Origin of the sequence: Nostoc sp. DedQUE05 (assembly GCF_034530955.1) — a bacterium.
GTDB lineage: Bacteria > Cyanobacteriota > Cyanobacteriia > Cyanobacteriales > Nostocaceae > Nostoc.
In genome coordinates, this window is record NZ_JAVRCB010000002.1 from 187,562 (window position 1) to 211,150 (window position 23,589).

Annotated in this window: 16 protein-coding genes; 14 read left to right on the forward strand and 2 right to left on the reverse strand. The window is 40.0% G+C overall.

The window, feature by feature from the left end; all coding sequences use genetic code 11:
• Window positions 1–608: 608 nt before the first annotated feature.
• Window positions 609–2,420, reverse strand: coding sequence for an iron uptake porin (locus RMZ42_RS02960; protein ID WP_322669990.1), 1,812 nt, complete (start codon window positions 2,418–2,420; stop codon window positions 609–611).
• 879 nt (window positions 2,421–3,299) lie between these two features.
• On the opposite strand from RMZ42_RS02960, the gene ssuD reads away from it, so the two are divergent.
• The 6 genes from ssuD (at window position 3,300) to RMZ42_RS02990 (ending at window position 9,269) form a co-directional block, all read left to right on the forward strand.
• The gene (ssuD, locus tag RMZ42_RS02965) at window positions 3,300–4,448 is read left to right on the forward strand and encodes an FMNH2-dependent alkanesulfonate monooxygenase (RefSeq protein ID WP_322669991.1); all 1,149 of its coding nucleotides are present in this window, start codon (window positions 3,300–3,302) and stop codon (window positions 4,446–4,448) included.
• A 98-nt stretch (window positions 4,449–4,546) separates the two neighbouring features.
• Complete coding sequence (gene ssuC / locus RMZ42_RS02970) at window positions 4,547–5,374, forward strand: aliphatic sulfonate ABC transporter permease SsuC (protein WP_322669992.1); 828 nt, start codon at window positions 4,547–4,549, stop codon at window positions 5,372–5,374.
• Window positions 5,375–5,490: 116 nt separating this feature from the next.
• Window positions 5,491–6,261, forward strand: a complete 771-nt coding sequence (locus RMZ42_RS02975; protein WP_322669993.1) for an ATP-binding cassette domain-containing protein — start codon at window positions 5,491–5,493, stop codon at window positions 6,259–6,261.
• Window positions 6,262–6,609: 348 nt separating this feature from the next.
• Complete coding sequence (locus tag RMZ42_RS02980) at window positions 6,610–7,116, forward strand: GNAT family N-acetyltransferase (protein ID WP_322669994.1); 507 nt, start codon at window positions 6,610–6,612, stop codon at window positions 7,114–7,116.
• A 120-nt stretch (window positions 7,117–7,236) separates the two neighbouring features.
• Window positions 7,237–8,184 carry a D-2-hydroxyacid dehydrogenase gene (locus tag RMZ42_RS02985; RefSeq protein WP_322669995.1) on the forward strand — a complete coding sequence of 316 codons (948 nt, stop codon included), beginning with the start codon at window positions 7,237–7,239 and terminating at the stop codon, window positions 8,182–8,184.
• A gap of 134 nt (window positions 8,185–8,318) precedes the next feature.
• Window positions 8,319–9,269: a D-2-hydroxyacid dehydrogenase gene (locus tag RMZ42_RS02990; RefSeq protein ID WP_322669996.1), complete on the forward strand. Its 951-nt coding sequence runs from the start codon at window positions 8,319–8,321 to the stop codon at window positions 9,267–9,269.
• A 123-nt stretch (window positions 9,270–9,392) separates the two neighbouring features.
• Here the strand turns inward: RMZ42_RS02990 and RMZ42_RS02995 are convergent, their stop codons facing one another.
• Window positions 9,393–10,592, reverse strand: coding sequence for an acyl-CoA dehydrogenase family protein (locus tag RMZ42_RS02995; protein ID WP_322669997.1), 1,200 nt, complete (start codon window positions 10,590–10,592; stop codon window positions 9,393–9,395).
• A 217-nt stretch (window positions 10,593–10,809) separates the two neighbouring features.
• On the opposite strand from RMZ42_RS02995, the gene RMZ42_RS03000 reads away from it, so the two are divergent.
• The 8 genes from RMZ42_RS03000 (at window position 10,810) to RMZ42_RS03035 (ending at window position 23,531) form a co-directional block, all read left to right on the forward strand.
• On the forward strand, window positions 10,810–10,998 hold the full coding sequence (locus tag RMZ42_RS03000) for a hypothetical protein (RefSeq protein ID WP_322669998.1): 189 nt from the start codon (window positions 10,810–10,812) through the stop codon (window positions 10,996–10,998).
• 137 nt (window positions 10,999–11,135) lie between these two features.
• A complete protein-coding gene (locus RMZ42_RS03005) occupies window positions 11,136–11,288 on the forward strand; it encodes a hypothetical protein (RefSeq protein WP_322669999.1) in 153 nt (50 codons plus the stop codon).
• Between the two features lie 1,662 nt (window positions 11,289–12,950).
• The gene (locus RMZ42_RS03010; RefSeq protein WP_322670000.1) at window positions 12,951–16,061 is read left to right on the forward strand and encodes a peptidase domain-containing ABC transporter; all 3,111 of its coding nucleotides are present in this window, start codon (window positions 12,951–12,953) and stop codon (window positions 16,059–16,061) included.
• A gap of 130 nt (window positions 16,062–16,191) precedes the next feature.
• Entirely contained in the window at window positions 16,192–17,736 is a 1,545-nt protein-coding gene (locus tag RMZ42_RS03015) for an HlyD family efflux transporter periplasmic adaptor subunit (RefSeq protein ID WP_322670001.1), read from the forward strand.
• Window positions 17,737–17,911: 175 nt separating this feature from the next.
• Entirely contained in the window at window positions 17,912–18,700 is a 789-nt protein-coding gene (locus tag RMZ42_RS03020; RefSeq protein WP_322670002.1) for a peptidylprolyl isomerase, read from the forward strand.
• Window positions 18,701–19,133: 433 nt separating this feature from the next.
• Window positions 19,134–19,385, forward strand: a complete 252-nt coding sequence (locus RMZ42_RS03025) for a hypothetical protein (RefSeq protein ID WP_322670003.1) — start codon at window positions 19,134–19,136, stop codon at window positions 19,383–19,385.
• Between the two features lie 543 nt (window positions 19,386–19,928).
• Entirely contained in the window at window positions 19,929–23,021 is a 3,093-nt protein-coding gene (locus RMZ42_RS03030; RefSeq protein WP_322670004.1) for a tetratricopeptide repeat protein, read from the forward strand.
• Between the two features lie 72 nt (window positions 23,022–23,093).
• The gene (locus RMZ42_RS03035; protein WP_322670005.1) at window positions 23,094–23,531 is read left to right on the forward strand and encodes a Nif11-like leader peptide family RiPP precursor; all 438 of its coding nucleotides are present in this window, start codon (window positions 23,094–23,096) and stop codon (window positions 23,529–23,531) included.
• The last annotated feature ends 58 nt before the right edge of the window (window positions 23,532–23,589 follow it).

Sequence of the window (23,589 nt, forward strand, 5' to 3'; positions counted from 1 at the left end):
CTCTTAAGCATCAAGTCTTCACCCCATCCATGCTGCAAAATAAATATTTAAAAATCTAGAAATTGCGATCGCTTAATACAGGTTCTATAGCACAAGCCTTGGTGGTTAGGACATCAACAGACGATAAAACTTAGATACAAAAAGGCTTTTCACCCAGTCCCCAGCGATGCACTGAGCTTGTCGAAGTGTCCCCAGTCCCTTGCTATAACTAGCTTGACATTAACTAAATACTTTATCTTGATCGGTAAACCGTAGTTTATGACTTAATAAAGTCTTTCACAGTTTTCGGCAAAAAGCAAGCATTTTACCAAACAACTTCAAACGTAAATTTATGTAAAATCAACGGAATTATCTTTCTCAAGAACTTGCTTTGTAACATCTTTTGTGTTGTGGTCGAATTTTAGTTCATTAAGATACTTAAATTCGATAAGTTTGCCGTAGTTTAATAAATTTTTCTAAACGGTTTTGTCTAGATAGAAAAGACACGAAATTGAATTGTCTTTGTCTTGCGGCACTAACATTCGCTCCCTTAAGACTCAAGAATCCCCGGACTTTTGATTAAACGAATGTAAGTCCTGTTTTTATTCAGTCCGGGGAGTGCCATTCGGTTAAAACCTAAAGACAGTACGAACCCAAGCAAATAAACTATCAGGATTGCTGGAATCCGAATCAGGTGCAGTAATCCAGATCAAACCTGGCGTAACCTCAATATTATCTCCGATTTTATATTGGTAGAATGCTTCAACGTGCAGAGAAGTATCTCTGTCCGCTTGTCCTAGACCTTTTCCCAAATTTATATTATTACTAAGACTGGTGAGTTTTGGCTCCATACCAACTAAAATCCCCCCTAAAGCACCTTCACTAAAAAGATCCGGGAATGCCAGTCCTACCGCCCAATCCATAGCTTCAGCATTTCCGCGCCCCAAATAGGTGTGTACCCCATAACTTACCCACCCATTGATTGCCAACTTGGAATTAACTTGATAGAACGCCTGTAGGCCATAAAGGTTGCCTAGAGTTGCTACTCCAGGCACGGTGCTGTTTACCAAGTTACTCCCGACTGCTGGGCCGAAATTTGTTCCGCTAAAACCTATGGTATTTGGTGGGCTATAGGTATTAACGTAAGTTGCAGCTACCCGAAAATTCCGATTACCGGAGTAGTATATTAACTGTGCTAAAGCTAAATATCTGCCTGTAAATAAGCCATTATTAAGTGTCGGATTACCACCGTTTGGTGCGCTATAGGCTATCCCAAATTGAACCTGTTTGCCTAATCCTTGGAGTATGGCAATTCCAGGGCCGCTATCTCCATAGTTATAGACCAAAGACCGCCGGGAAAATCGCGAAATCCCATTAGCACCAGTCGCAGAAGACGATTCAAAATATGGGTTAACCGGACCAGAAAGACCTATCTCACTAGCTCCGTCAGACAAGGGATAAATGTTGACTTGGGTATTTGGAAAAGGTAGAAACCGATAGCGAACACCACTGAGAATAAGAGTGTTGCGTGCAAAAGTAATACTGGAGTTATCAGCAGTTCTCCCCTCATAAGTTCCCAATAATCCAGCTCTTGTTTGTCCCAGTGATTCAATATTTCCACCTCCTATTGTTATACCTAGTGAATCTTTACCGTTAAAACTGGTGTTTAACCGTAAAGTCGTTGAGCCTTGAAGTGTGAGATTGTTAGGTGCTGGTCTCTTAGTGAAGACATTATTACCCGCCAGAAGTTCGCCAGCAACAATCTGAGCTCGACCTATAAGTTTGGTTGTGGTCGTAAATTGAGTTGATTCTAACTTCGCATTTCGTGCTTCTAGGCTATCTACGCGTCCCCGAAGTTGAGCGAGTTCTGGAGAAAATTGTTCTTGTAGTTTTTTGATGGTATCCAAGTCTTCGCGTTTGACTAAATCTGTCGTTGAAGTCGCTATTAGTTCATTGAGGCGATCTAAAGCTGCATTCAACCCAGCGGCAAATTCATAGCGCGTTAGGGAGCGATCGCCTTTAAATGTACCATCTGTATATCCTGCAATTACACCGTAGCGCTCAACTAGAGACTGTAATGCTTGAAATGCCCAATCTGTCGGCTTAATATCTGATAGTTGCGAGACGGATGTAACTTGCCCTGCTGCATTATTTGGAGCTTTTTTGTTAGTTGGCGGTGTAGCTTGCAACAATTGTGATACAGGTATCACTCGATCTTGCAGCTCGTTTGGAGCTTTTTTAACAGTGACTGGTGCAATTGAAGTGTCTACTGTTTGATTGACAACTGCTTCTGGAGCTTTGTTCTCTTCTACAATAGTAGATACATCAGATTTAGGTAATTCAGCCTGACTTTTAGCTGGATGAAAAACCAGTATAGCTAGAATATCTAGCACTGAAAGCAGCAACACTATGGATCTATAATTCCAGCGAAATTTCGACATGACTCCTTAACTCCTCAACCTTAAAGATGAATAAATTCGCCCTTTATTTGACATAAAAGACAAGACAAATCATTGCTCTAATGTTTATAAAAAACGATTAGAACATAGATTCAGCAGGGCTTTAGCCGCTAAAAAAAGTGCAAAGTTCTGATAAGTATTGAAACCAGTACTAAGTAGTTAAATGCCCAATCCAAAATTCGCAGCAAACTAAGAATTCTGACGTTTAAAATAATCCTAAAAACATCTAGAATCAGACAATGACTGCCTTAGCAAGGACTTCTCTACTTTTAAGGGAAACTCAACCACACGCTATATGAACTGATCTTTCTAATACATCCTAAAATCCTTTTTTTGGGTTATGCTGTATAAAGTTCATCAATGGCTATTGACATTGACTCAAGCTTGATTTAGATTCGATTATTTGCCAATTAACATTAATTGAAAACACTATTTTCTAATCAGCTATATTTTGACAGCATCAAGCGTTACTGAAGTACGATACTTCTATCGACTTACCGTACATTCGTAGCATTATCTTTGCATAGAGCTTGGTACAATGCAAGACCTAGTACTTTTTCATCTTTAGAAAGTGCAAATTAGCAAGGTTTCTGTCGATGAAACCAGAAATGAACACTTCAAAGTCGCAAAAAGGCGAGTAATTGACACAAAACTTGTATTCTTCACGACAGCTATTGTTGCAAAAAAAGTGTCATGATGATTGGCATTGTGCGTAAAAACTCAATCTTGTGGGCAGTTATTGTTTATGAATCGTTAATCTATACTGGCGTTTTAAATAATTTCCTGTAAAATGCTGACTATAAACTACGGTAATTCGATCGACCTGCCGTAGGATATATACTTGTACCCTGTCTGACACAAATGCAAATTCTCTGGTTTATTCCTACTGGATCTCATGACGGACGCTATTTAGGCACAGATATTGGCTCTCGTGTTGCCACACCTGATTATTTGCAGCAAATTGCCCAAGCTGTGGATAGTTTAGGCTACACAGGCGCATTGTTACCTACAGGGAGTTCTTGTGAGGACGCTTGGATAACCGCAGCCGCTTTTATATCTGTCACCAAGCAGATGAAGTTTCTCGTGGCAATTCGTCCAGGGATTACTTCCCCAGGTGCGGCTGCACGGATGGCAGCAACATTTGACCGGATTTCTAAAGGAAGATTGTTAATTAATGTAGTGACGGGTGGAGATCCGGTGCAGCTGGCTGGGGATGGTTTGCATCTTAGTCATGACGATCGCTATGATTTAACCGATGAATTTCTCAGAGTTTGGCGGGGTATCGTCAGTGGGGAAACAGTTGATTTTAAAGGAAACTACCTGGATATCAAAGGTGGTAAACTCCTATTCCCACCAGTTCAAAAACCCTATCCACCTTTGTGGTTTGGTGGCTCATCTGCTGCCGCCAAGCGGGTTGCTGCTAAACATATAGATGTTTACCTGACTTGGGGCGAACCTCCACAACAAGTGGCCCAAAAGATTGCCGAAGTTAAGAAATTGGCGGCTGAACAAGGCAGAACAGTTCGTTTTGGGATTCGCTTGCATGTAATTGTGCGAGAAACCGAGTCAGCTGCTTGGGATGCAGCCAATGAGCTAATTAAGTATGTGGATGAGGATGCGATCGCAAAAGCTCAGAAAGACTTAGCTCAATCTGATTCTGAAGGACAGCGGCGCATGAGTCAACTACATAGCGGTAGCCGAGAAACCTTAGAGATTAGCCCCAACCTTTGGACAGGAATTGGATTGGTGCGGGGTGGTGCTGGTACGGCCTTAGTCGGAGATCCTGACACTGTTGCCGCTAGGATGCTGGAATATCGCAATTTGGGGATAGAAACATTCGTTTTTTCTGGATATCCCCATTTAGAAGAAGCGTATCGCACTGCTGAATTATTATTTCCCCGCCTACCTTTGCAAAGTGAACCTGCACCTTTAACACCACCAGTCTTGAGTTCTGTTGGCGAAATTGTCGCCAATGAAAAATTTGCGAAACAACTCACAAGTGCTTCATGACCTAATAATTAGTAATTTGTAATTAAAGAGTAAATTACTAATTTTGTTGGTGATGCTTCTAGATTCATCCTTTGGAACAATCTAAAATCCCAAATTCCATGACTATTACCTTTAAAAGCACCAAAAGCAAAAACAAGATATCCCTGAGCGAGGTGTTAGACAACCCGCAAATCGAGAAAATAGTTCCTTGGATTGTGCCTGTTACCATATTAATTCTTTGGGAACTTGCTTCTAGAACTGGTCTACTTTCAACCAGGATTTTACCAGCCCCTAGTGGTGTAATCGCTACAGCAATTAAACTTGGCTCAACTGGAGAACTTTTCCAACATATAGGAATTAGTGCTGGGCGGGCGATATCTGGTTTTATAGTTGGTGGCAGTATTGGGTTCGGTTTGGGATTGCTCAATGGCTTTTCCCGTGTAGCAGAAAAGTTATTGGATAGTTCCTTACAAATGCTCCGTACTATCCCTAATTTGGCATTAATTCCGCTAGTGATTCTCTGGTTTGGTATTGGCGATCAAGCTAGATTATTTCTAGTATCTATGGGGGTATTTTTCCCGATATATCTCAATACATTTCATGGTATCCGTAGTGTTGACCCTGGACTGATTGAAATGGGAAAAGTCTATGGATTAAAAACACCACAACTTCTGTGGCAAATTATTTTTCCAGGAGCTTTGTCTTCGATTCTCGTTGGTGTTCGTTTTTCGTTGGGGATTATGTGGCTAACACTAATTGTGGCAGAAACGATCGCAGCAGATTCCGGTCTTGGTTATATGGCAATGAATGCCCGTGAGTTTATGCAAACCGATGTTGTAGTTTTGAGTATTGTAATCTATGCGCTGCTGGGTAAATTAGCAGATGCTGTTGCCAGAGGATTAGAAACAAAATTCTTGGCTTGGAATCCCAATTATCAAAAGTCATAAATGCTAAGTTCACCAAAATCATAGGTTGAAAAATCATGATTTTAAATGTGGGTTCCTTTTTTCAACATCTCATCAAATAATTAAATTCTAATTGTTCTCAAAAGGAGGTTTTGCAAGTGAGTTCAAATGTACAGGGTACACAACTAAGTATTTTGGATTTGACGAAATCTTTTGGCAAGAAAACTGTTTTAAACTCCCTTAATTTAGAAGTTGAAGCAGGTGAGTTTGTCGCTATTGTCGGACGAAGTGGTTGTGGTAAAAGTACCTTATTGCGTCTTGTGTCAGGATTAGATAGAGCAACTTCAGGTGGAATATTACTTGATGGAGAACCACTACATAGACTCAGCCGCTTTGTAACAGTGATGTTTCAAGATCCCCGCTTGCTACCGTGGAAGCGCGTTATTCAGAACGTGGGGTTGGGCTTAGAAGGTAATTGGCGTGAAAAAGCTTTGTGGGTACTCAATAAAGTCGGACTTAAAGATAGAGCTGATGAGTGGCCTTATGTTTTGTCTGGAGGACAACGGCAACGGGTATCATTGGCCAGAGCGTTAGCCAGTCAGCCCCGTTTGTTGTTGCTAGATGAACCTTTGGGAGCATTGGATGCTCTAACTCGCCAAGAAATGCAGCATTTGATTGAAAACTTGTGGCAAGAGCGAAGATTTACTGCGTTTTTGGTTACTCACGATGTGGAAGAGGCTGTGGCGTTGGCAGACCGAGTGATAGTGATCGATCAAGGAAAGATTTCTATGGATTTACCTGTGAAACTTTCACGCCCGCGAGATCGAAGTAGCGAAGTGTTTATCAATATCCGAGAAGCTGTTTTAGAACGAGTAATGAGCAATGAAAATACTCAAGTAAACAACCAGTTATTACAGCTTAGTAGTTGAAATTTAAGCTTTTAGTAGTCAATCAATATTCAACTTGAGGTAGCTGCGGTAAATAGGCTACTTCGAGATTAAAACTTGCTATAGCAAAAAATTATTTATAGCAATCCGATTTGATTTCTGAATTAATCGTAGGGACTGGGGACTGGGAAGAAGGAATAAAGGTGTACCTAGCCTCGCAAAAATCAAATATGAGTCCTATATGAACACTCAAAATACCTCCCAACTCTCCTCTTTGCTAGTCTGGGTAATTTTTTCTATATTTACGAGCTAGATAAACTAAAATATAATCTATATCGCTTTATTGAAAATTAAATAATACACAAGTATCTCTTACTTATATTTAATTTAATGATTGTCAAAAAATTAACAAAGGCTCATGCAGAAGATTATAGACAGATCAGATTAGAAGCTTTAGAGAAAAATCCAGATTCATTTGGCACAACATATCAAGAAGAAGTAATTAAAACTATAGAACAATTTCGGGATAGAATTCCAGTAGATAACAACAATTTTATTTTGGGATGTTTTGAGGATAAACATTTAATTGGAATAGTCGCATTCAACCAAGAATCCAGAATAAAACTCCGGCATAAAGCACATATTAGTAGCATGTATGTTAAACAAGAATATCGGGAAAAAGGTATAGGTAAACTCTTATTGAAAAAATTAATTGAAAGAGCGAAAGCTATTAAGGAAGTAGAAATTTTATTACTTGATATTGTTAAAAGCAATTTTTTAGCAAAACAACTTTATTTATCATTGGGCTTTCAAATATATGGTACACAGAAAATGGCGTATAAATTTAATACCCAATATTTTGATCTAGAGTTTATGTATTTACAGATTAAAGAATAAACTTTGAAATCTTACTAAATATCATCATAATGTGTGCCAAGTAAAAATGGCACTTAGTTTTTTGTCAAGCAGAAGCAATTTACAGATATAGCCTTGTAAATAAAGAAGAGGTAATCTACAATGAAGCTCATTTTGCCGCTCGATTTGGTTGCTGACATTGAGCCACATCTACCACCCAATACACAGATTGTACGAGTAGATGTTGAAGGAAATCTAGATGGGGATGCTAGCGATGCCGAAGTTTATTTCAGTTGGTTTTTATCGAGAAGTCCGACACTACATAAAATACTAGAATCAGCACCGGCATTGCGTTGGCATCACGCACCAAATGCAGGGGTGAATCACATCCTGACACCAACTTATTTGCAAAGAGATATTATCCTCACTAATGGGGCTGGAGTACATGGAATTCCGATCGCAGAATTTGTAATCACTTATATACTGGCTCATGCCAAGCATCTACAAGAATTATATGCTTTACAAGCAGAACGTCACTGGAAAAGAGGCTTTGCTATCCAAGAATTAACAGATGCAACCTTGCTAATTATTGGCGCTGGTGGTATTGGTCAAGAAATTGCCGCCCGTGCTAAACCCTTCGGCTTAAAAATTATTGGCAGTCGCCGTCATCCTCATGAACTAGCAAATTTTGATAAAGTAGTAGGTGCTGATGAATGGCGATCGCTCCTGCCAGAGGTAGATTATATAGTTATTGCAACACCTCTAACTCCCGAAACCAAAGAATTTATTGATGAATCTGTATTGCGCTCGCTCCCAAATCATGCCTACCTTATTAATATTGCTCGCGGCGGCGTAATCGATGAATCGGCATTAATAAAAGCGCTCACAGAAGGTTGGATTGCAGGTGCAGCATTAGACACAGTTAACTCAGAACCGTTACCACCAGAAAGCCCTTTGTGGTCACTTCCTAACATCTTTATCACTCCTCATACTTCCGGTCATTCACCCAAGAGTAAACAGCGTTCAATAGCTCTATTTATCGACAATCTAAAGCGTTACCAAGCTGGTCAGCCATTACGAAATGTAGTAGATAAAGAAGCAGGATACTAAACATTGGGTATTGGGCATTGGGCATTGGGCATTGGGCATTGGAAATTGGTAAAGAATTTAACTTTTAATCTTCTGTCTTTCTGCCCTAATACCCAGTCCCTTTGAAAATTCAAAATGAAATGGAAGACTAACAAATGGTGAAACTAATTTTACCCGATCATCTCATTGCAGATATAGAGCCACACCTACCATCTAATATCGATGTAGTAGAGGTGGATAGTGAAGGTAATCTCGATGGTGATGCCAGTGATGCAGAGATTTATGTCAATGGATTTTACCTGAAAACCTCTACTCTTGACAAAGTACTGACAGCAGCACCCGCGCTGCGTTGGCAACAATCACCGAGTGCTGGCGTAAATCACATCCTCACGCCAACTTTTTTGCAAAAGGACATCATCCTCACTAATGGTGCAGGGGTTCATGCAATTCCAATTTCGGAATTTGTACTGGCATTTATGCTCTATCACGCCAAGAATCTGCGGAAATTGCAAACTTTGCAGAATGAGCACACTTGGGTAAGAGGAGTGTTTCTTGAAGAGTTGGCAGACGCAACTTTATTAATTCTCGGCACAGGAAATATCGGTCAAGCGATCGCATCTCGTGCTAAAGCCTTTGGAGTCACAGTTTGGGGTAGTCGCCGCCATCCCGAACCCTTACCGAATTTTGACAAAGTTGTAGGCGCTGATGAGTGGCGATCGCTCCTCCCAGCCGCAGATTATGTAGTGATTGCCACACCATTAACCCCAGAAACTAAAGGCTCGATCGATGAAGCTGCGTTGCGCTCTATGCGTCACTCTGCTTACCTAATTAACATTGCTCGTGGTGCGATCGTGGATGAAGCCGCATTGCTGACTGCACTACGTGAGGGTTGGATTGCGGGTGCTGGATTAGACACTGTTGCAACCGAACCTCTGCCGCCAGAAAGTCCCTTATGGTCGTTACCGAACGCTTTTATCACTCCCCATTGTTCAGCCTTGTCACCACGCCTCAGAGAGCGCATAGCACAACTATTTATCGACAATCTTCAACGCTACCAAAACGGTCAGCCTTTGCGGAATGTTGTAGACAAGCAAGCTGGATACTAAATATTGGTGATTGGGGATTGGGAATTGGGCATTGGGCATTGGGCATTGGGCATTGAGAAGATGAGAGACAAGGTGACTCTAATGAGAACTTGCAACAAGTCTTCCCCCATACCCCATGCCCAATCACTTAACTTTCAACACAGACTTTCCTAAAGATTGGCAAATAACATCATTTTGTGGCGTATGTATACGGCTGCATAAAACGTCACGGTAGTGACGCTCTAAAGGATTTCTTTTTAATAAACCAGGATTGCCAGTTAGTTCTAAGGCAATCTCCACAGCACGAATCGAGTTAGTTGTAGTAAGATATTTAACAGCCTGTGCCTGTAATCCTACGTTAGGCTCATATTCGCTCTTGTCAATATCTTGAGCCAAACTATAAATCAATCTATTATTAGCAAATAGCAGTGCTTCTATCTCACCCACGGCAGTTTGGAAGCGTGGCAGAGTTGCCAGTGGCTCTTGAAGATTAGAAGGCGATCGCTCCCAAAGATATTTAACAAGCCAGTCTCGCGCACTACTAGCAACACCGAGATATAAGGCACTCACTGTCAAACTGCCCCAAGTGGAAATTATCGGATCGAAAGATGGTGCAACTGATATGGGGTTGATATTTAGAGCATACTCTGAGGGAATTAATACATTCTCTAAAATGAGGTCATGGCTGCCTGTAGCTCTCATCCCCAAGTGATCCCAGGTTTCGACAATTCGCAAACCTGGCAGATCGCGCGGAACTAGAAAATTCCCAACTTGTGGTTCATCTTCAGTTGTCCGTGCCCAAACAACAAAATAGCTGAGGATGGGACTGCCTGTGGTGTATTGCTTATGTCCTGTTAAACGCCAGCCCTCTGTTGTTCGTTCGGCAATTGTCGCTGGCAATCCGCCTCTGGCTGGCGTTCCTAGCTCTGGTTCAACACGGGCAGCATTCAGCAGGGCAATGCCTTCAATTGATTCACGACACAGCCGCTTATACACTTCTGGATGCCAGCGACGGCTACGGGCTGCATGAGCGTGTTGAAGATAGTGCATTGTTAGTACTAATGCGGTCGAAGCATCGCCACGTGCGATCCCTTCAATCACCCGACAGACAGTTGCCAAACCCAAATCCTGGCCGCCGAATTCACGTGGAATGGTGAGGTTGAGTAATCCTGCCTCATGCAAAGCTGTAAAATTCTCGAAGGGAAAGGAAGCATCTCTATCGTGTGCCCCTGCGCGGGTGGCGAAATCTTTGGCCAAAGCCTCAACTTGGTCGAAAATATTGGGGAGAGTTTCTAGACCTTGGGCTACAAAGGTGTTTGGCACTGCTTGCTCCAACTGTGACATAAATACTCCTTCGTAATTCACTGTACTACTAAATCAGAGATGTTTTTCAATATGGAAGCATCTCAAGTTTGTAGGAATATCAATTTTTCGCACGACGCCAGTCTCCCCTCACCCCCAATCCTCATTGCCCTAACTGTATTACTTCTAATACTCCCTAATGCCCTGTAAATACTACTTAAAATCGACCGAGATTTAGTAATTTGTGGTTTTTGTAAGTATGACACAAACTCCTTTCATCGAGCAAGCCAAGGGGAAAATTCAGCGATCGCGCCACAACTTAGGAACTGAATTCCTTACCGGTTTAGGACTTACGCAAAATATCTCTCAAACTCTGATTTCTCTGTGTTCTCTGCGCCTCTGCGGTTCGTTATTTCGTAACTTGTGCATAAGTCCTATGGTCTTTTAAGCTAATTACCATTTAAATTAAATCTTTGCGTTTGGAACTAAGCACGAAGAAACAAGCATTTAAATATTCTCTGTTGAGAGTAATATAAAGATCCCTAGATTACACAGGGATAATTTTCTCATCAAGTAGATTTTCCAATGGATAAATATACAGCAACAGCATTGGCGATCGCAACCAAAGTGATATTGGTTGCTTTTATAGCGGTTCCTCTGCAACTGAGGTATAACTGGACTGGATATATTTTTAACTTTGAGGATGTACCTTATCTGATTAAGAACCGCTATGGATGATTTTCTATATTTTACCAAATCGATGGTGTTACACTTTGTCAGGGCACTGGCTCTATAACCACCATTCAATTTATCCATTTATTACTTGACTCGATCGGATGGTAATCTTAGGTTTTAAAAGACGAATTGGCGATTTATTGTCATTTTTTGAACTATAGACTCATTTAAACATGATGGTTATTTCTCAACTTCTATCAAGCTGTAATATGTATTGCTGCTATACCCTTGATGGAAAAAATGCTAAGATTGCCTTAGTCAACTAGTGTGTGTGCCCGATCACAACATTAATGTGTTTTACCTCACAGCTAATTTAAACAACTTAAATATTACCTTTAAGCAAACAATAGTCGCCGTTATGACTAGCATCATGTTATGCCACCTCGCTATTTAAAGATTTAATGTATAAATGGTTGTTAAATATATTTTTTTTGTTAAATATCATCTATTAGGTGACTTGTCAGAAAATTTACATTAAGAAACTACTAAAATATCTAAATTTAAGAACAGAAAGAGTGTAAGCTAATTATGTAAATATCATGTTTGTATGTAAATATGATGATGTTCGCAAGTCTCTTTTAGTCACTTGCATTTGTTACACTATAGGAGGTATAATACAAACGTTAAATAACTTGCTAGATGCTCCCTAAAAGATACTAAGCAGTGCTGGAAAAAGATCCATTCTGGAATCTCCAAGCAAACTCAAGCAATATTTGTTTAAGTGTAATTTAGCTTAATTGGTAAAATACTACTTAAACAAAATTACGATGTGCTTTTATAGCTTTATAGTTTTTATAGTCTTCTGTTTCTTGTAGCCTACTCAAAATCTTCTTTTGTTCCAGGTTGCACGATCGGGATGAAGCTATCCCGGAGACTATCCCCTAGACTCGCCAAAGTACTAGGGAATATGCTGGGAGCTAATTGCACATTGTGTAAATTTCTGATTAACACTACAACGTTAGTCAGATTTGTAGTTGTGTTTTTTTTGCTGTCAGGCTTTGTTCACACAACTGCTAATGAATTACGTTTTCACATAATTTACGAATCAATGCAATTTCTAACTACAATTATGTCACACCATTTAAGTCAAGACAAGGCTGTTAAAAAGTTAGGAATGTTTGAAAACATTCTTTTAAAAATTCTTCCGAGTCAGGTGTTGTTCGAGAGCATGAAATAACTTTCAGCCATAACATTGTCCTGAACTAAAAAAAACTTCGGTTTGTGATTGAGGAATGAAATACTTTGCATAGCTCTTGCTGCATACAGCAAATTAGATTGCGAAAATAATTCCTCTTAACGATCGCTTACAACCACTGCTGATTGCAAAAATGAGCAATCCATACTTTGTGCAGAGGCTGTCAATGCAGTTAGTCGCTTTTGAAGCTAAATGTCGTTAAACAAAGCTCTAGCTCGATATTCTAGCATTTACACTAGTTATTGCCACATCAATAACTCGCTGCAACAACTTCTTGTAGATTGCCCACTCAATAAAAATACCTTGTATGTAAAAGATAGATGCTTTACTAGCATACTGTTTCTTTCTCAACTCTACTTTAATAAAGCTGAGAGTTTCCTCGGTGAAAATACGGGATTAAATAATATTTTTAATGAAGTTTTGAATTGGATTCCGACTGATAAGTAAATTTTTTTTGTGGAGATGAAAAAATGCCATCAGTGCTTTCTGAGCAACATCTGGGTGAAAGAATTTTGTACACCTTAGATACAAAACTCTCAGAAAAAGAATTAGAGGACTTCTTGGCAGAAATGGAGATTGTGGAGCCACCATCAGCAAAGCAATTCTGGGAATCTGCACAGGCGAATCCTGGTATATATATTATTCTTACAGGTAAAGTCCGACTATTAGATAGCTCTGAGAATTTAATTACTACCTTTGGTGCATGGTCTGTTTTTGGTGAATTGACCTTGTTTCCCGAAGCTAACTTTAGTCCTTATGTAGTTAGAGCTTCGACAAGCTTGAAACTTGGCTATTTCAGTCAAGAAGCATTGCAAAGGTTGATAGACAAGTATCCTAACATTCGCGATCGCTTATTTGCCCGTGCAGAACTTTGGGATTTGTTGTTGTTATGTCGCCAAGTATCACAATTCCCCCGCCATACATCACAAGTTTCAGGAATGCTCAAAGCCTTATCTTTGTTTGAGCGGCACCAGTTAGAAACTGGCTCTGTCAGTCCACAAATATCCCAAGATTCACAGTTGTGGCTATTGTACAAAGGTCAACTGCGGCATTCTGAAGGCGATTTTTTGACACCAGGTACAATCTTTGCTCAACCAAAACAAGGAGATTGGCAAACAACGCAACCAACGATTGCTTACATTCTGAAAAACGACCAAATGCAAACAGCACTAGAATACTTCCCGGAGTTAGGGGAGTGGTCTTTTGGCATGAGTGTCAGCGAAACGGAATTGGAGACTGAGGACGCAACGATCGGCTCAGTGCGTCGCAGGGGATTAGGTACTAGAGAAAAAACTTCCCAATCTCCAAAATCTAAAATTATTCCTTTTCCCCAAAGAGAGAAGCCGTCACAACAACAGCCAACAAAAAAATCACGTTTTTACTTTCCCAGTCCGAAAGTACAAATGGGACATTGGTGGAAGCGGATTACCAAAAGCTATCCCTTCTATGCCCAACAAAGTGCAGCTGATTGTGGTTCTGCTTGCTTGGTGATGATTGGTAACTATTGGGGCAAACATTTTAGTATCAATCGCCTACGGGATATGACCAATGTCACTCGCAACGGTGCATCCCTAAAAGCAATGGCAGCAACAGCAGAATACCTGGGTTTTGCCACCCGTCCAGTGAAAGCTACTCTTGATAAATTAGCAGAACAGCCTTTACCTGCAATTGCTCACTGGGAAGGTAAACACTTTATTGTTGTCTATGAAATCACTCCTAAGCGGGTGATTGTATGTGACCCGGCTCTTGGTCAACGCAGTTTGACAAAAGCTGAATTTCAAGCAGGTTGGACTGGTTATGCATTGTTACTGCAACCGACAGCTCTACTAAAAAGTGCTAAAGACGAAAGTAGAAGCTTCTGGAAATTTTTTGAGCTAGTCAAACCTCACTATCGAACACTGGTAGAAATTTTCATAGCTTCGATAGTAATTCAATTATTTGGGTTAGTAACGCCAGTATTTACCCAGTTGTTGCTTGACAGAGTACTTGTGCAACGCAGTGTTCCAACCTTAAACGCCATTGGTTTGGGAATGATTGTTTTTGGGTTGTTTGGTGTTGCTGTCAACGGTGTACGGCAATATCTCTTATTTCACACTGCTAACCGCATTAGTATCGCCTTACTCGTAGGCTTTATCAAACATACCTTCCGTTTACCCCTTGCTTATTTCGAGTCGCGTTTCGTTGGGGATATAATCTCGCGCATCCAAGAAAACCAGAAAATTCAGCACTTCCTGACTGGTCAGACACTCTCGATTGTGTTGGATATGCTGACATTAGTGGTTTATCTGGCTTTGATGTTCTCCTATAGCTGGCGGATGGCATTATTCGTGCTGTGTACTGTACCGCCATTTTTTATCTTGGCGCTGGCCAGCACAAGTATTTTGCGCCGCATCTCCAGAGATATTTTTAATGCAGCTACCAAAGAACAAAGCTATCTCATAGAATCCCTAAGCGGAATTCGTACTGTTCGCTCATTAGCAATTGAACAGACAGTGCGTTGGCGTTGGGAGGAACTGCTAAATGATTTAATCAAAAAAGACTTTAATGCTCAAATAATTGACAATCGCTTGCAGATTATCAGTGGCGTCATCCACACCTTTGTAAATACTTCATTGCTGTGGTATGGAGCAACCCAGGTAATTAATAACGAACTAACTATTGGACAACTAGTTGCTTTCAATATGTTGGTGGGTAACGTCTTGAGTCCTTTCCAACGGCTAGCTCTGCTGTGGAATGAATTACAGGAAATCGTGATTTCTACCGAACGGATTAATGATGTATTGGAGGCGGAACCAGAAGAAGACTTAGCAATTAAACCCCGCAAATCGTTGGGTAAACTTCGCGGTAACATTTGTTTTCAAAATGTTACTTTTCGTTATCACTCAGAAAGCGACACTAACGTATTAGAAAATCTCAACTTTGAAATTCAGCCAGAACAGATGGTTGCAGTCGTAGGGCGCAGTGGTTCTGGAAAAACAACTCTCAGTAAATTAATTTTAGGTTTATACCCACCGACAGATGGCAAAATACTCATTGATGGTCACGATATCACCAGTGTATCTATGCGATCGCTCCGTTCCCAAATCGGCGTTGTAGACCAAGATACTTTTCTATTTGGTGGGACTGTTCGCGAAAACATTGCGATCGCTAATCCAAATGCTTCTTCAGAAGAAATTAGCCAAGCAGCAAAATATGCTGGAGCGGATGAATTTATTCAAAAACTACCCCTGGATTACGAATCCGAAATTGGTGAAAGCGGTGGTATGCTTTCTGGTGGACAGCGCCAACGCCTAGCTATTGCTCGTGCTTTGCTTGGAAATCCCCGGTTATTACTGTTTGATGAAGCCACTAGTCACCTAGATTCAGAATCAGAACGAATTATTCAAAACAACCTCAAAACAATTCTTAAAGGACGCACAAGTGTAATTATTGCCCACCGCCTCTCTACAGTCCGCAACGCGGACTTAATCCTAGTTTTAGATCAAGGTATTTTGGTAGAAAGCGGTACCCACGACGAATTAATCGCTAAAAAAGGTCATTATTACTACCTGAATCAACAACAGATGTCTCAAGTTAGTTGATGGGGCATTGGGCAGTCTTTTTCTTCTTTACGAGACTCTACACGAACAATTTTGAATTTTGAATTTTGAATTTTGAATTTTGAATTGATTTCTCCCTCACTCCCCATCTACTGTTATCGGAAATAAAACCATGCCACATCCCAACAGATCGTCCCCACTTCCCCCAGATGAGCAAGATGAATATCAAGGTTACAAACAGCAAGAGGAATCGGTATTTGACGAGCAAACAGAGGTAGAAAATGAAAGTCAAGATTTGTACTACGGTACAGAAAAATTACTCGATGCCTTACCTCGAGTTTGGACTCGTGGTTTGTTGTATGCGCTCATCGGCTTTGCTGGTCTATTTTTGCCTTGGGCAACTCTTTCAAAAGTAGATGAAACTGGTAGCGCCAGAGGGCGTATAGAACCTAAAGGCGCAACTCAAAAATTAGACGCTCAAGCTGGTGGAAGTGTCAAAGCAGTTAGGGTCAAAGAAGGAGATACAGTTAAAGCCGGCCAGGTTTTACTAGAACTGGATTCTGATTTGCTGCAAACGGAACTGCAACAAGTCCAGAGCAAATTGCAAGGGCTACAAAATCGGCAATCCCAACTGGAAGTGCTGAAAAATCAACTCTTAATGTCAACGAGTCTTTTAGAACAACAAAATAAATCCCAAGAATTAGAAAAATTGGCTCAACTCAACCAGGTGCAGCAAAACTTGGATGCCAAACTGAGTAGCTATAACCTCCAAAAGTTAGAAAAAGAATCATCAGTTAAACAAGCACAGCAGCAAATTTCCACCAGTCGCGACGATCAAGAATCGACTAAAAAACTTTTGGGTATAGATTCTAAGCAAGTTGAAACTTATAGCCAACTCGTTCACGATGGTGCAGTGTCTACAGCCCAAGTCGATCAACTCAAAAAACAAGAGGAAGAAAGCAAACGACTTTATAAAAAGTCTCTATCAGATATTAAACAAGCCGAATTGCGTTTAGCCCAAGAGCTAAATAATTATCAAGTAACTATCAAAACCTTGGAGTCTGATATCAAACAAGCAAAACTCCGACTGCAAGAAGAACAAAGTAGTTATAAAAGTGCCACGCAAGCCGGACAACTAGCTGTAATGAAAAATCAGGAGCAGCTAAAAGATTTACAAGCACAAATAACAGCAACGCAATCAGAAATCGCTCAGACAAAAAGCCAGCTTCTATCTACAAGATTGCAAATTCAGCAGCGCGTAGTGCGATCGCCGCTTAATGGGGTGATTTTTGAATTACCCACAACTAAACCAGGAGCAGTGGTACAAGTCGGTCAAAGGATTGCCCAAATTGCACCCGCAACAACAGACTTCGTACTCAGAGCCAATATGCCTAATCAGGATAGCGGTTTCTTGAAGGTAGGAATGCCAGTAAAAGTCAAGTTTGATGCCTATCCCTTCCAAGAGTATGGTATCGTGCCAGGAAAAGTTACTTGGATCTCGCCTGACTCGAAAGTTAGCCAAACACCCCAAGGCAACATCGAAACCTATGAATTAGAAATCACCTTAGACCAGCAGTATGTCCAAAATGGCAACAAACGTATTCCATTAGGTGCCGGTCAGACAGCAAATGCTGAAGTGATCATTCGTCAACGCCGAGTAATTGACTTTGTTCTAGATCCGTTCAAAAAACTGAAAAAGGGCGGTTTGGAGATGTAGTTAAAGATATCGCATCCAAATCAGGAAATAGGACAAGGGAGATTGGAGGAATAATTAATGCCGCGTGCTCACTTGCCCTGAGCGACTTGTGCCAAGCGTTGCGAGGTAAGCCGTTCGCCTAGCGTCTCGCAGAGAAGGGATACCCAATCCGCTTAATTATTGGAGATATAGTGTTATGCCCCACAATCTGACCATTTCTACCTCAGATATCATTCACAGTCTTAAACTCTCCTGTCAGATACCTGCTGTTGTGGAGGCGATCGCGTCGCAAAGTATTATTACCGAAGCAGCTCAAGCGGCAGGAATTACAGTCACGCCAGAAGAACTACAGCAAGAAGGAGATAACTTAAGGTTCGCCAAGAAGCTTGTCAAAGCTAAAGACACCTGGTCATGGCTAGAAAAACATCACCTCTCTGTGGATCAGTTTGAAGAATTAGCCTACAACAATATCCTTTCGCGGAAGTTAGCGAATCATCTATTTTCCGATCAACTGGAAAAGCACTTTTACGAACATCAGCTAGATTATATCGCCGCCGTTACCTACGAAGTTGTCTTCGAGGATCGAGACTTGGCTTTAGAGCTTTTTTATGCCCTAGAAGAAGGCGAAATCAGTTTTCCAGATATTGCTCGTCTATATATCTCAGAACCAGAAGCTCGTCGTGCTTATGGATACAAAGGACTCCGATACCGCAAAGATTTTCGTCCAGAGATTGCAGCTGCTGTATTTGCTGCTGCACCACCAGAAGCTCTTAAACCGATAACGACTCCCAAGGGAGTGTATTTAATTTGGGTGGAAGAAGTCATTCAACCCCAATTAGATGAACAGTTGCGCCAAAAAATCATTACAGAATCCTTTTCTGATTGGTTAAAGCAACAAATCACCATGATGAAAATAGTTACTCAAATAGACTCAGACGGTTCACAAGAGGAATTAATAGATATGTTATACACCAAGACTAAATAATTTAATAATTATCAAATGTTTTTGTCGCTAAGTATCTACCTAAGTTATGGGAGATTCCTTGAAGCTTCAAAAATGTTGCAGATACAGATTTATATACTTAAAACTTAATATTTTTTCCTTTTTAGTGTTTTGTGAATATATCTACAAAGTGCTGTATTTGCGTTATTTCAAAGTTAAATTCAATCGCTATAACTCTTGCTAGGCAGTAATTATTTTATTTCTGCTCAAATTTGTCATGCAGTGTTTTCTAACTTCAAATAGGACTATATATAATGATTTTTCAACACAAATATATTAGTTTTTTTAATCAAAAATTCCTCAAAAAAGCATTGACTTTTTTGAGGAATAAAGTATATTAGATGTATAGCCAAACAAAACAAGTTGGTTAGACCAAATATTCCCAACAACAGTTACAAATTTTAGGAGAACTCAAATGATTATTTCTGATCTGAACTATTTGGAAAATACCACTGAAGAAATTATTGGTGGTACTAAGACAATCACCATCATAATCAAGAAGCCAGCGCCTAAGCCTCCTGCAAAATTCAACAGTGTTGCACAAGCTGACGCAGATGCTAAAGCAACTGGCGGTCTCAACAACGTAGCTGTAACCTTTACTAACGCCACCGTTACTCCTAATAGCGCTACTGCTTCGTCATCAAGCTATGCTTCTACTTCTAACTAACAAGTAGTAATAATTAAACTCTACTTACAAAAAGTATTAACTTCTGCAAGTAGAGTTAGGCTCGAAAGCTTAGTATATTGATAAATGCCGAAGGCTCTTTGCTCATTTGAGCCTTCGGCTTTTACCAAAAATACACCCTTTGGTCTTAAAAAAATGTTTCTGCAATAAAATTTTACAGCTTAGAACATTTAATCCTCAACCCAGTTGCAGCCTGTGTTATTTACCCGCCCTGAATTAAAACTCTGGGCTAATAGTCATAAGAGCAAAGATTTTACTGTAGCCTTAAGCTTCTCGTAGACCCCCGAAAGGTAGAGAAAAGTAAAATTCCTGTTAATTAAGTTTAAGAAGTAACCAAGCAGACATGATATCAATCGATATCAGTTATAAGTTTCAAAAGCTTGAGTTCCTTGCAGATATAGGAAAAAAAGACATTTTAAATAAAAAAGATTGTATTTATAGCCCATAAAAGCCCATAAATGAAAGGATATAAGCTCCTAAATTTATTTATGGGGATTGTTAATTTTAAATTTGGAGCAAAGCGACGTGACCACAATTCCTGATGCTCTCCAACTCGCAAGTCAATATTATCAAAGTAAGCGCTTCACCCAAGCCGAAGAGATTTATCGTCAAATTATAGACTTAGATCCCCAGCAGTCAGAAGCATTCTATGGATTAGGTCTGCTGGCGCAGCAACGGGAACAATATCAAAATGCAGAACAATTTTTTCAAGCAGCCCTACAATTACAACCTGAAGCAGGGTCAATACATAACAGTTTGGGGTTTAGTCTGCAACAACAGGGTAAGCTAGAAGAAGCGATCGCCTGTTATGAAAAAGCACTCTTAATTCTCCCAGACAGCATAGAAGTACAAATTAATATCAAAAATATTCTTCACATTCAAGGTAAGCTGTCACCAGAAGAACAAGCCCACTATGCAGAGTTGAATGAGCAGTTTGCTTTAGGTAAGCAAAAGGTAGGCGATTTCAAGATAGCAGAATTATATTATCGCCAAGCTATTGCATTGCAGCCAGATTTGGTATCATCTCATACTAATTTAGGAGAAGTACTCCAAAAACAAGGGCGATTCAATGATGCCATCGATTCTTACCAGCAAGCACTAAAAATTAAACCAGACTATCATTACGCATATCACAACTTAGGGTATCTTTTCCAGGAAAAAGGAAAATTTACAGAAGCAATAGAAGCTTATGAAAAAACTTTAAGTATTCAACCTGATTTTGCAATCACCTATAACAACTTAGGAAATATTCTCAGGGCGCAAAATAAATTTGATGCTGCCATAGAATCCTATCAAAAAGCGATTAAAATTCGACCTGATGTTGATTATATATATTCCAACTTGGGAACAGCATTGAGAGATGATAACCAAATAGAAGCAGCAGTTCAGGCATTTGAGCAAGCCGTAAAAGTGAACCCAAACTATAATATGGCTAAATTTGGTGCTTGTATGAGCCAACTACCAGTTATCTATTCTAATGTTGATGAAATTGCATTCAGACGAAATCAGTATCAACAGTATTTGCAAGATTTAGCTAAATATTATGAATTAACTAATCGGGAAGGACGGGCAAAAGCATCGGAAGCTGTGGGAGCATTTCAACCTTTTTATTTGACATATCAAGGTTTAAATGACCGAGATTTACAGCGAACTTATGGAGAAATGATTTTCCAAATTATGTCGAGTCGCTATCCCCAAGATTGCCAGCCGCTTGCTCTGCCAAATTTAGATAAAAATCAAAAGGTTCGTATTGGGATCGTTTCTGGGTTTTTATCTAGTCATTCTAATTGGAAAATCCCGATTAAAGGTTGGGTAGAAAATATAGATCGAAGTGAGTTTGAATTATTTGGTTATTATACTGGAGACAAAAAAGATTACTCAACAATGAGTGCCACCAAAACTTTTGATAAATTTGTTCAAGGTGTTCGCTCAACTGAACAATGGTGTGAGGTAATTACAAAAGATCGATTACATATCCTGATTTTCCCAGAATTTGGGATGGACCCAATGGCTCTCAAACTGGGTTGTCTGAGATTAGCGCCAATTCAAATGACATCTTGGGGACACCCTGAGACTAGTGGACTGCCGACAATTGACTATTACTTGAGCAGTGACTTAATGGAACCCGAAAATGCTCAAGAACATTACACAGAAAAATTAGTTAGATTACCCAATCTATCTATTCATTATATGCCTTTAGCAATTCCACCCGAAGAAATTAAGAAACGAGATATAGGTTTAAAAGAGGATGATATTTTCTTCTGGTGTTGTCAGTCATTATATAAATATTTGCCTAATCATGATGATGTTTTTCCTTCTATTGCTAAAGAGCTAGTAAATTCTAAGTTTGTATTTATTAAAAGCAAAAGTGAAGAAATAACAGAAAAATTTCGCCAGCGCTTAAATCATGCTTTTGCAGAATTAGGATTAGATTATCAAAATCACTGTTTGTTTTTGTCTTTCCTCAATGACAGGAAGTTTGCTGGAACTACAGCTATAGCAGATGTCTTCTTAGATAGTATTGGTTGGTCTGGATGTAACTCCACACTCGAATCTATTGCTCATAATATTCCGGTTGTAACTTTACCTGGAGAACTGATGCGATCGCGCCATTCTCTAGCAATTTTACAGATGATGGGTATCGAAGAGACGATCGCTTCAAATAAATCAGAATATGTCCAAATCGCCATCCGTCTGGGGAAAGATGCTAAATATCGGCAATATATTTCTCAGCAAGTTGCAGAAAATAAACATAAATTATATGGCGATTTAAAGCCAGTCAGAGCGCTGGAAGATTTTATTTTGCAGCTGGTTAATAAACCAAGACAATTTAATGCTAAAGAAGTTGCTGAACTGTTTCAACTTGCACTTCAGGAGCATCGAGCTAATCGCCTAGATACAGCCGAACAGCTATATCGTCAAGCGATCGAAAAACAACCAGACTATTCAGAAGCATTATACAATTTAGGGATGCTGCTACAGCAGAAAGGTGAGTTGCAGGAAGCTCAGAAGCATTTGAGTGCAGCTTCGCAAGTTCAGCCTAACTCCGTGAAAATTTGGTTTAGTTTAGGCAATTTGCTGCAAGGCCAAGGACAGTTACCAGAAGCTGAAGCAGCTTACCGAAAAGCTATTGCTTTGCGACCAGATGCAGGGACAATATACAACAATTTGGGCTACACCTTGCAACAACAAGAGAAGTGGGAGGATGCGATCGCATCTTATGAAAAAGCTCTGGAATTTCAGCCCAACTGCATAGAAGCAGAAATCAATTTAGCGAATGCGCTGTTTGCTCAAGGGAAGCTTTCACCAGAGAAACAAGCCTATTATGCAGAATTGAATTATCAGATGGGCTTTGCCCACCAAGAAGGAGCTGATTGGCAAACTGCTGTTGTTTACTATCGAACTGCGATCGCAATACAGCCTGATTTGGTAGAAGCCCATTATAACTTGGGGGTGGCACTGCAAGAACAAGGGGAGCTAGAAGAAGCGATCGCTTGCTATCAAAAAGCTTTGGAGTTCAATCCCCAACACCAGGAAGCCAACATGAAATTAGGAGAGATTTACCAAAACCAGCAACAAAAAGTTACACAAGTGGACTCACTAAAAGTTTCTCGCTAAACGGGTTAGTTCACGCGATCGTCAATTTTCATCAATCTAAACTTCAACTTTCAAATTAAGGGGGTAAAATTTATGTCATTAACAATTTTCGAGAAAGTTAAAGACTTCCTGGTAAGACTAGTCAAAGACGAGGCTTTTTACACTCAATTGATGAGTGATAAGATTGAGGAAGTGATAAAAGTCATGGAAGAAGGTGGCTATAATTTTTCTCAAGAAGAATTTGAAACAGCCTCAATTAAAATCTTGGAGTTAAAAGAACTAGGCCAGTTTGACGACCTCAGTGAAGAGGAATTAGTAGGAGCCTTTGGCGGGCTTACAAACACAGTCGCTCAACCATTGTATGGAGCTGTAGTCTCACCTCCACCTGTCGACGAAGAATGTGGAAAACCACCAATTAAATGTAAATGGATTCCTAAACCAAATCCAAAGCCATGGCCACTTCCCAAAGGAAAAATTCCATCTGTACAACCGTTATATGGAGCAGTTCTTAGTTCAACAGAAGTACAATAACCCGATAAAACGATGAAGAAATAGAATTCGTTCGTTTATTTCGAGGGTTGAGATTGAG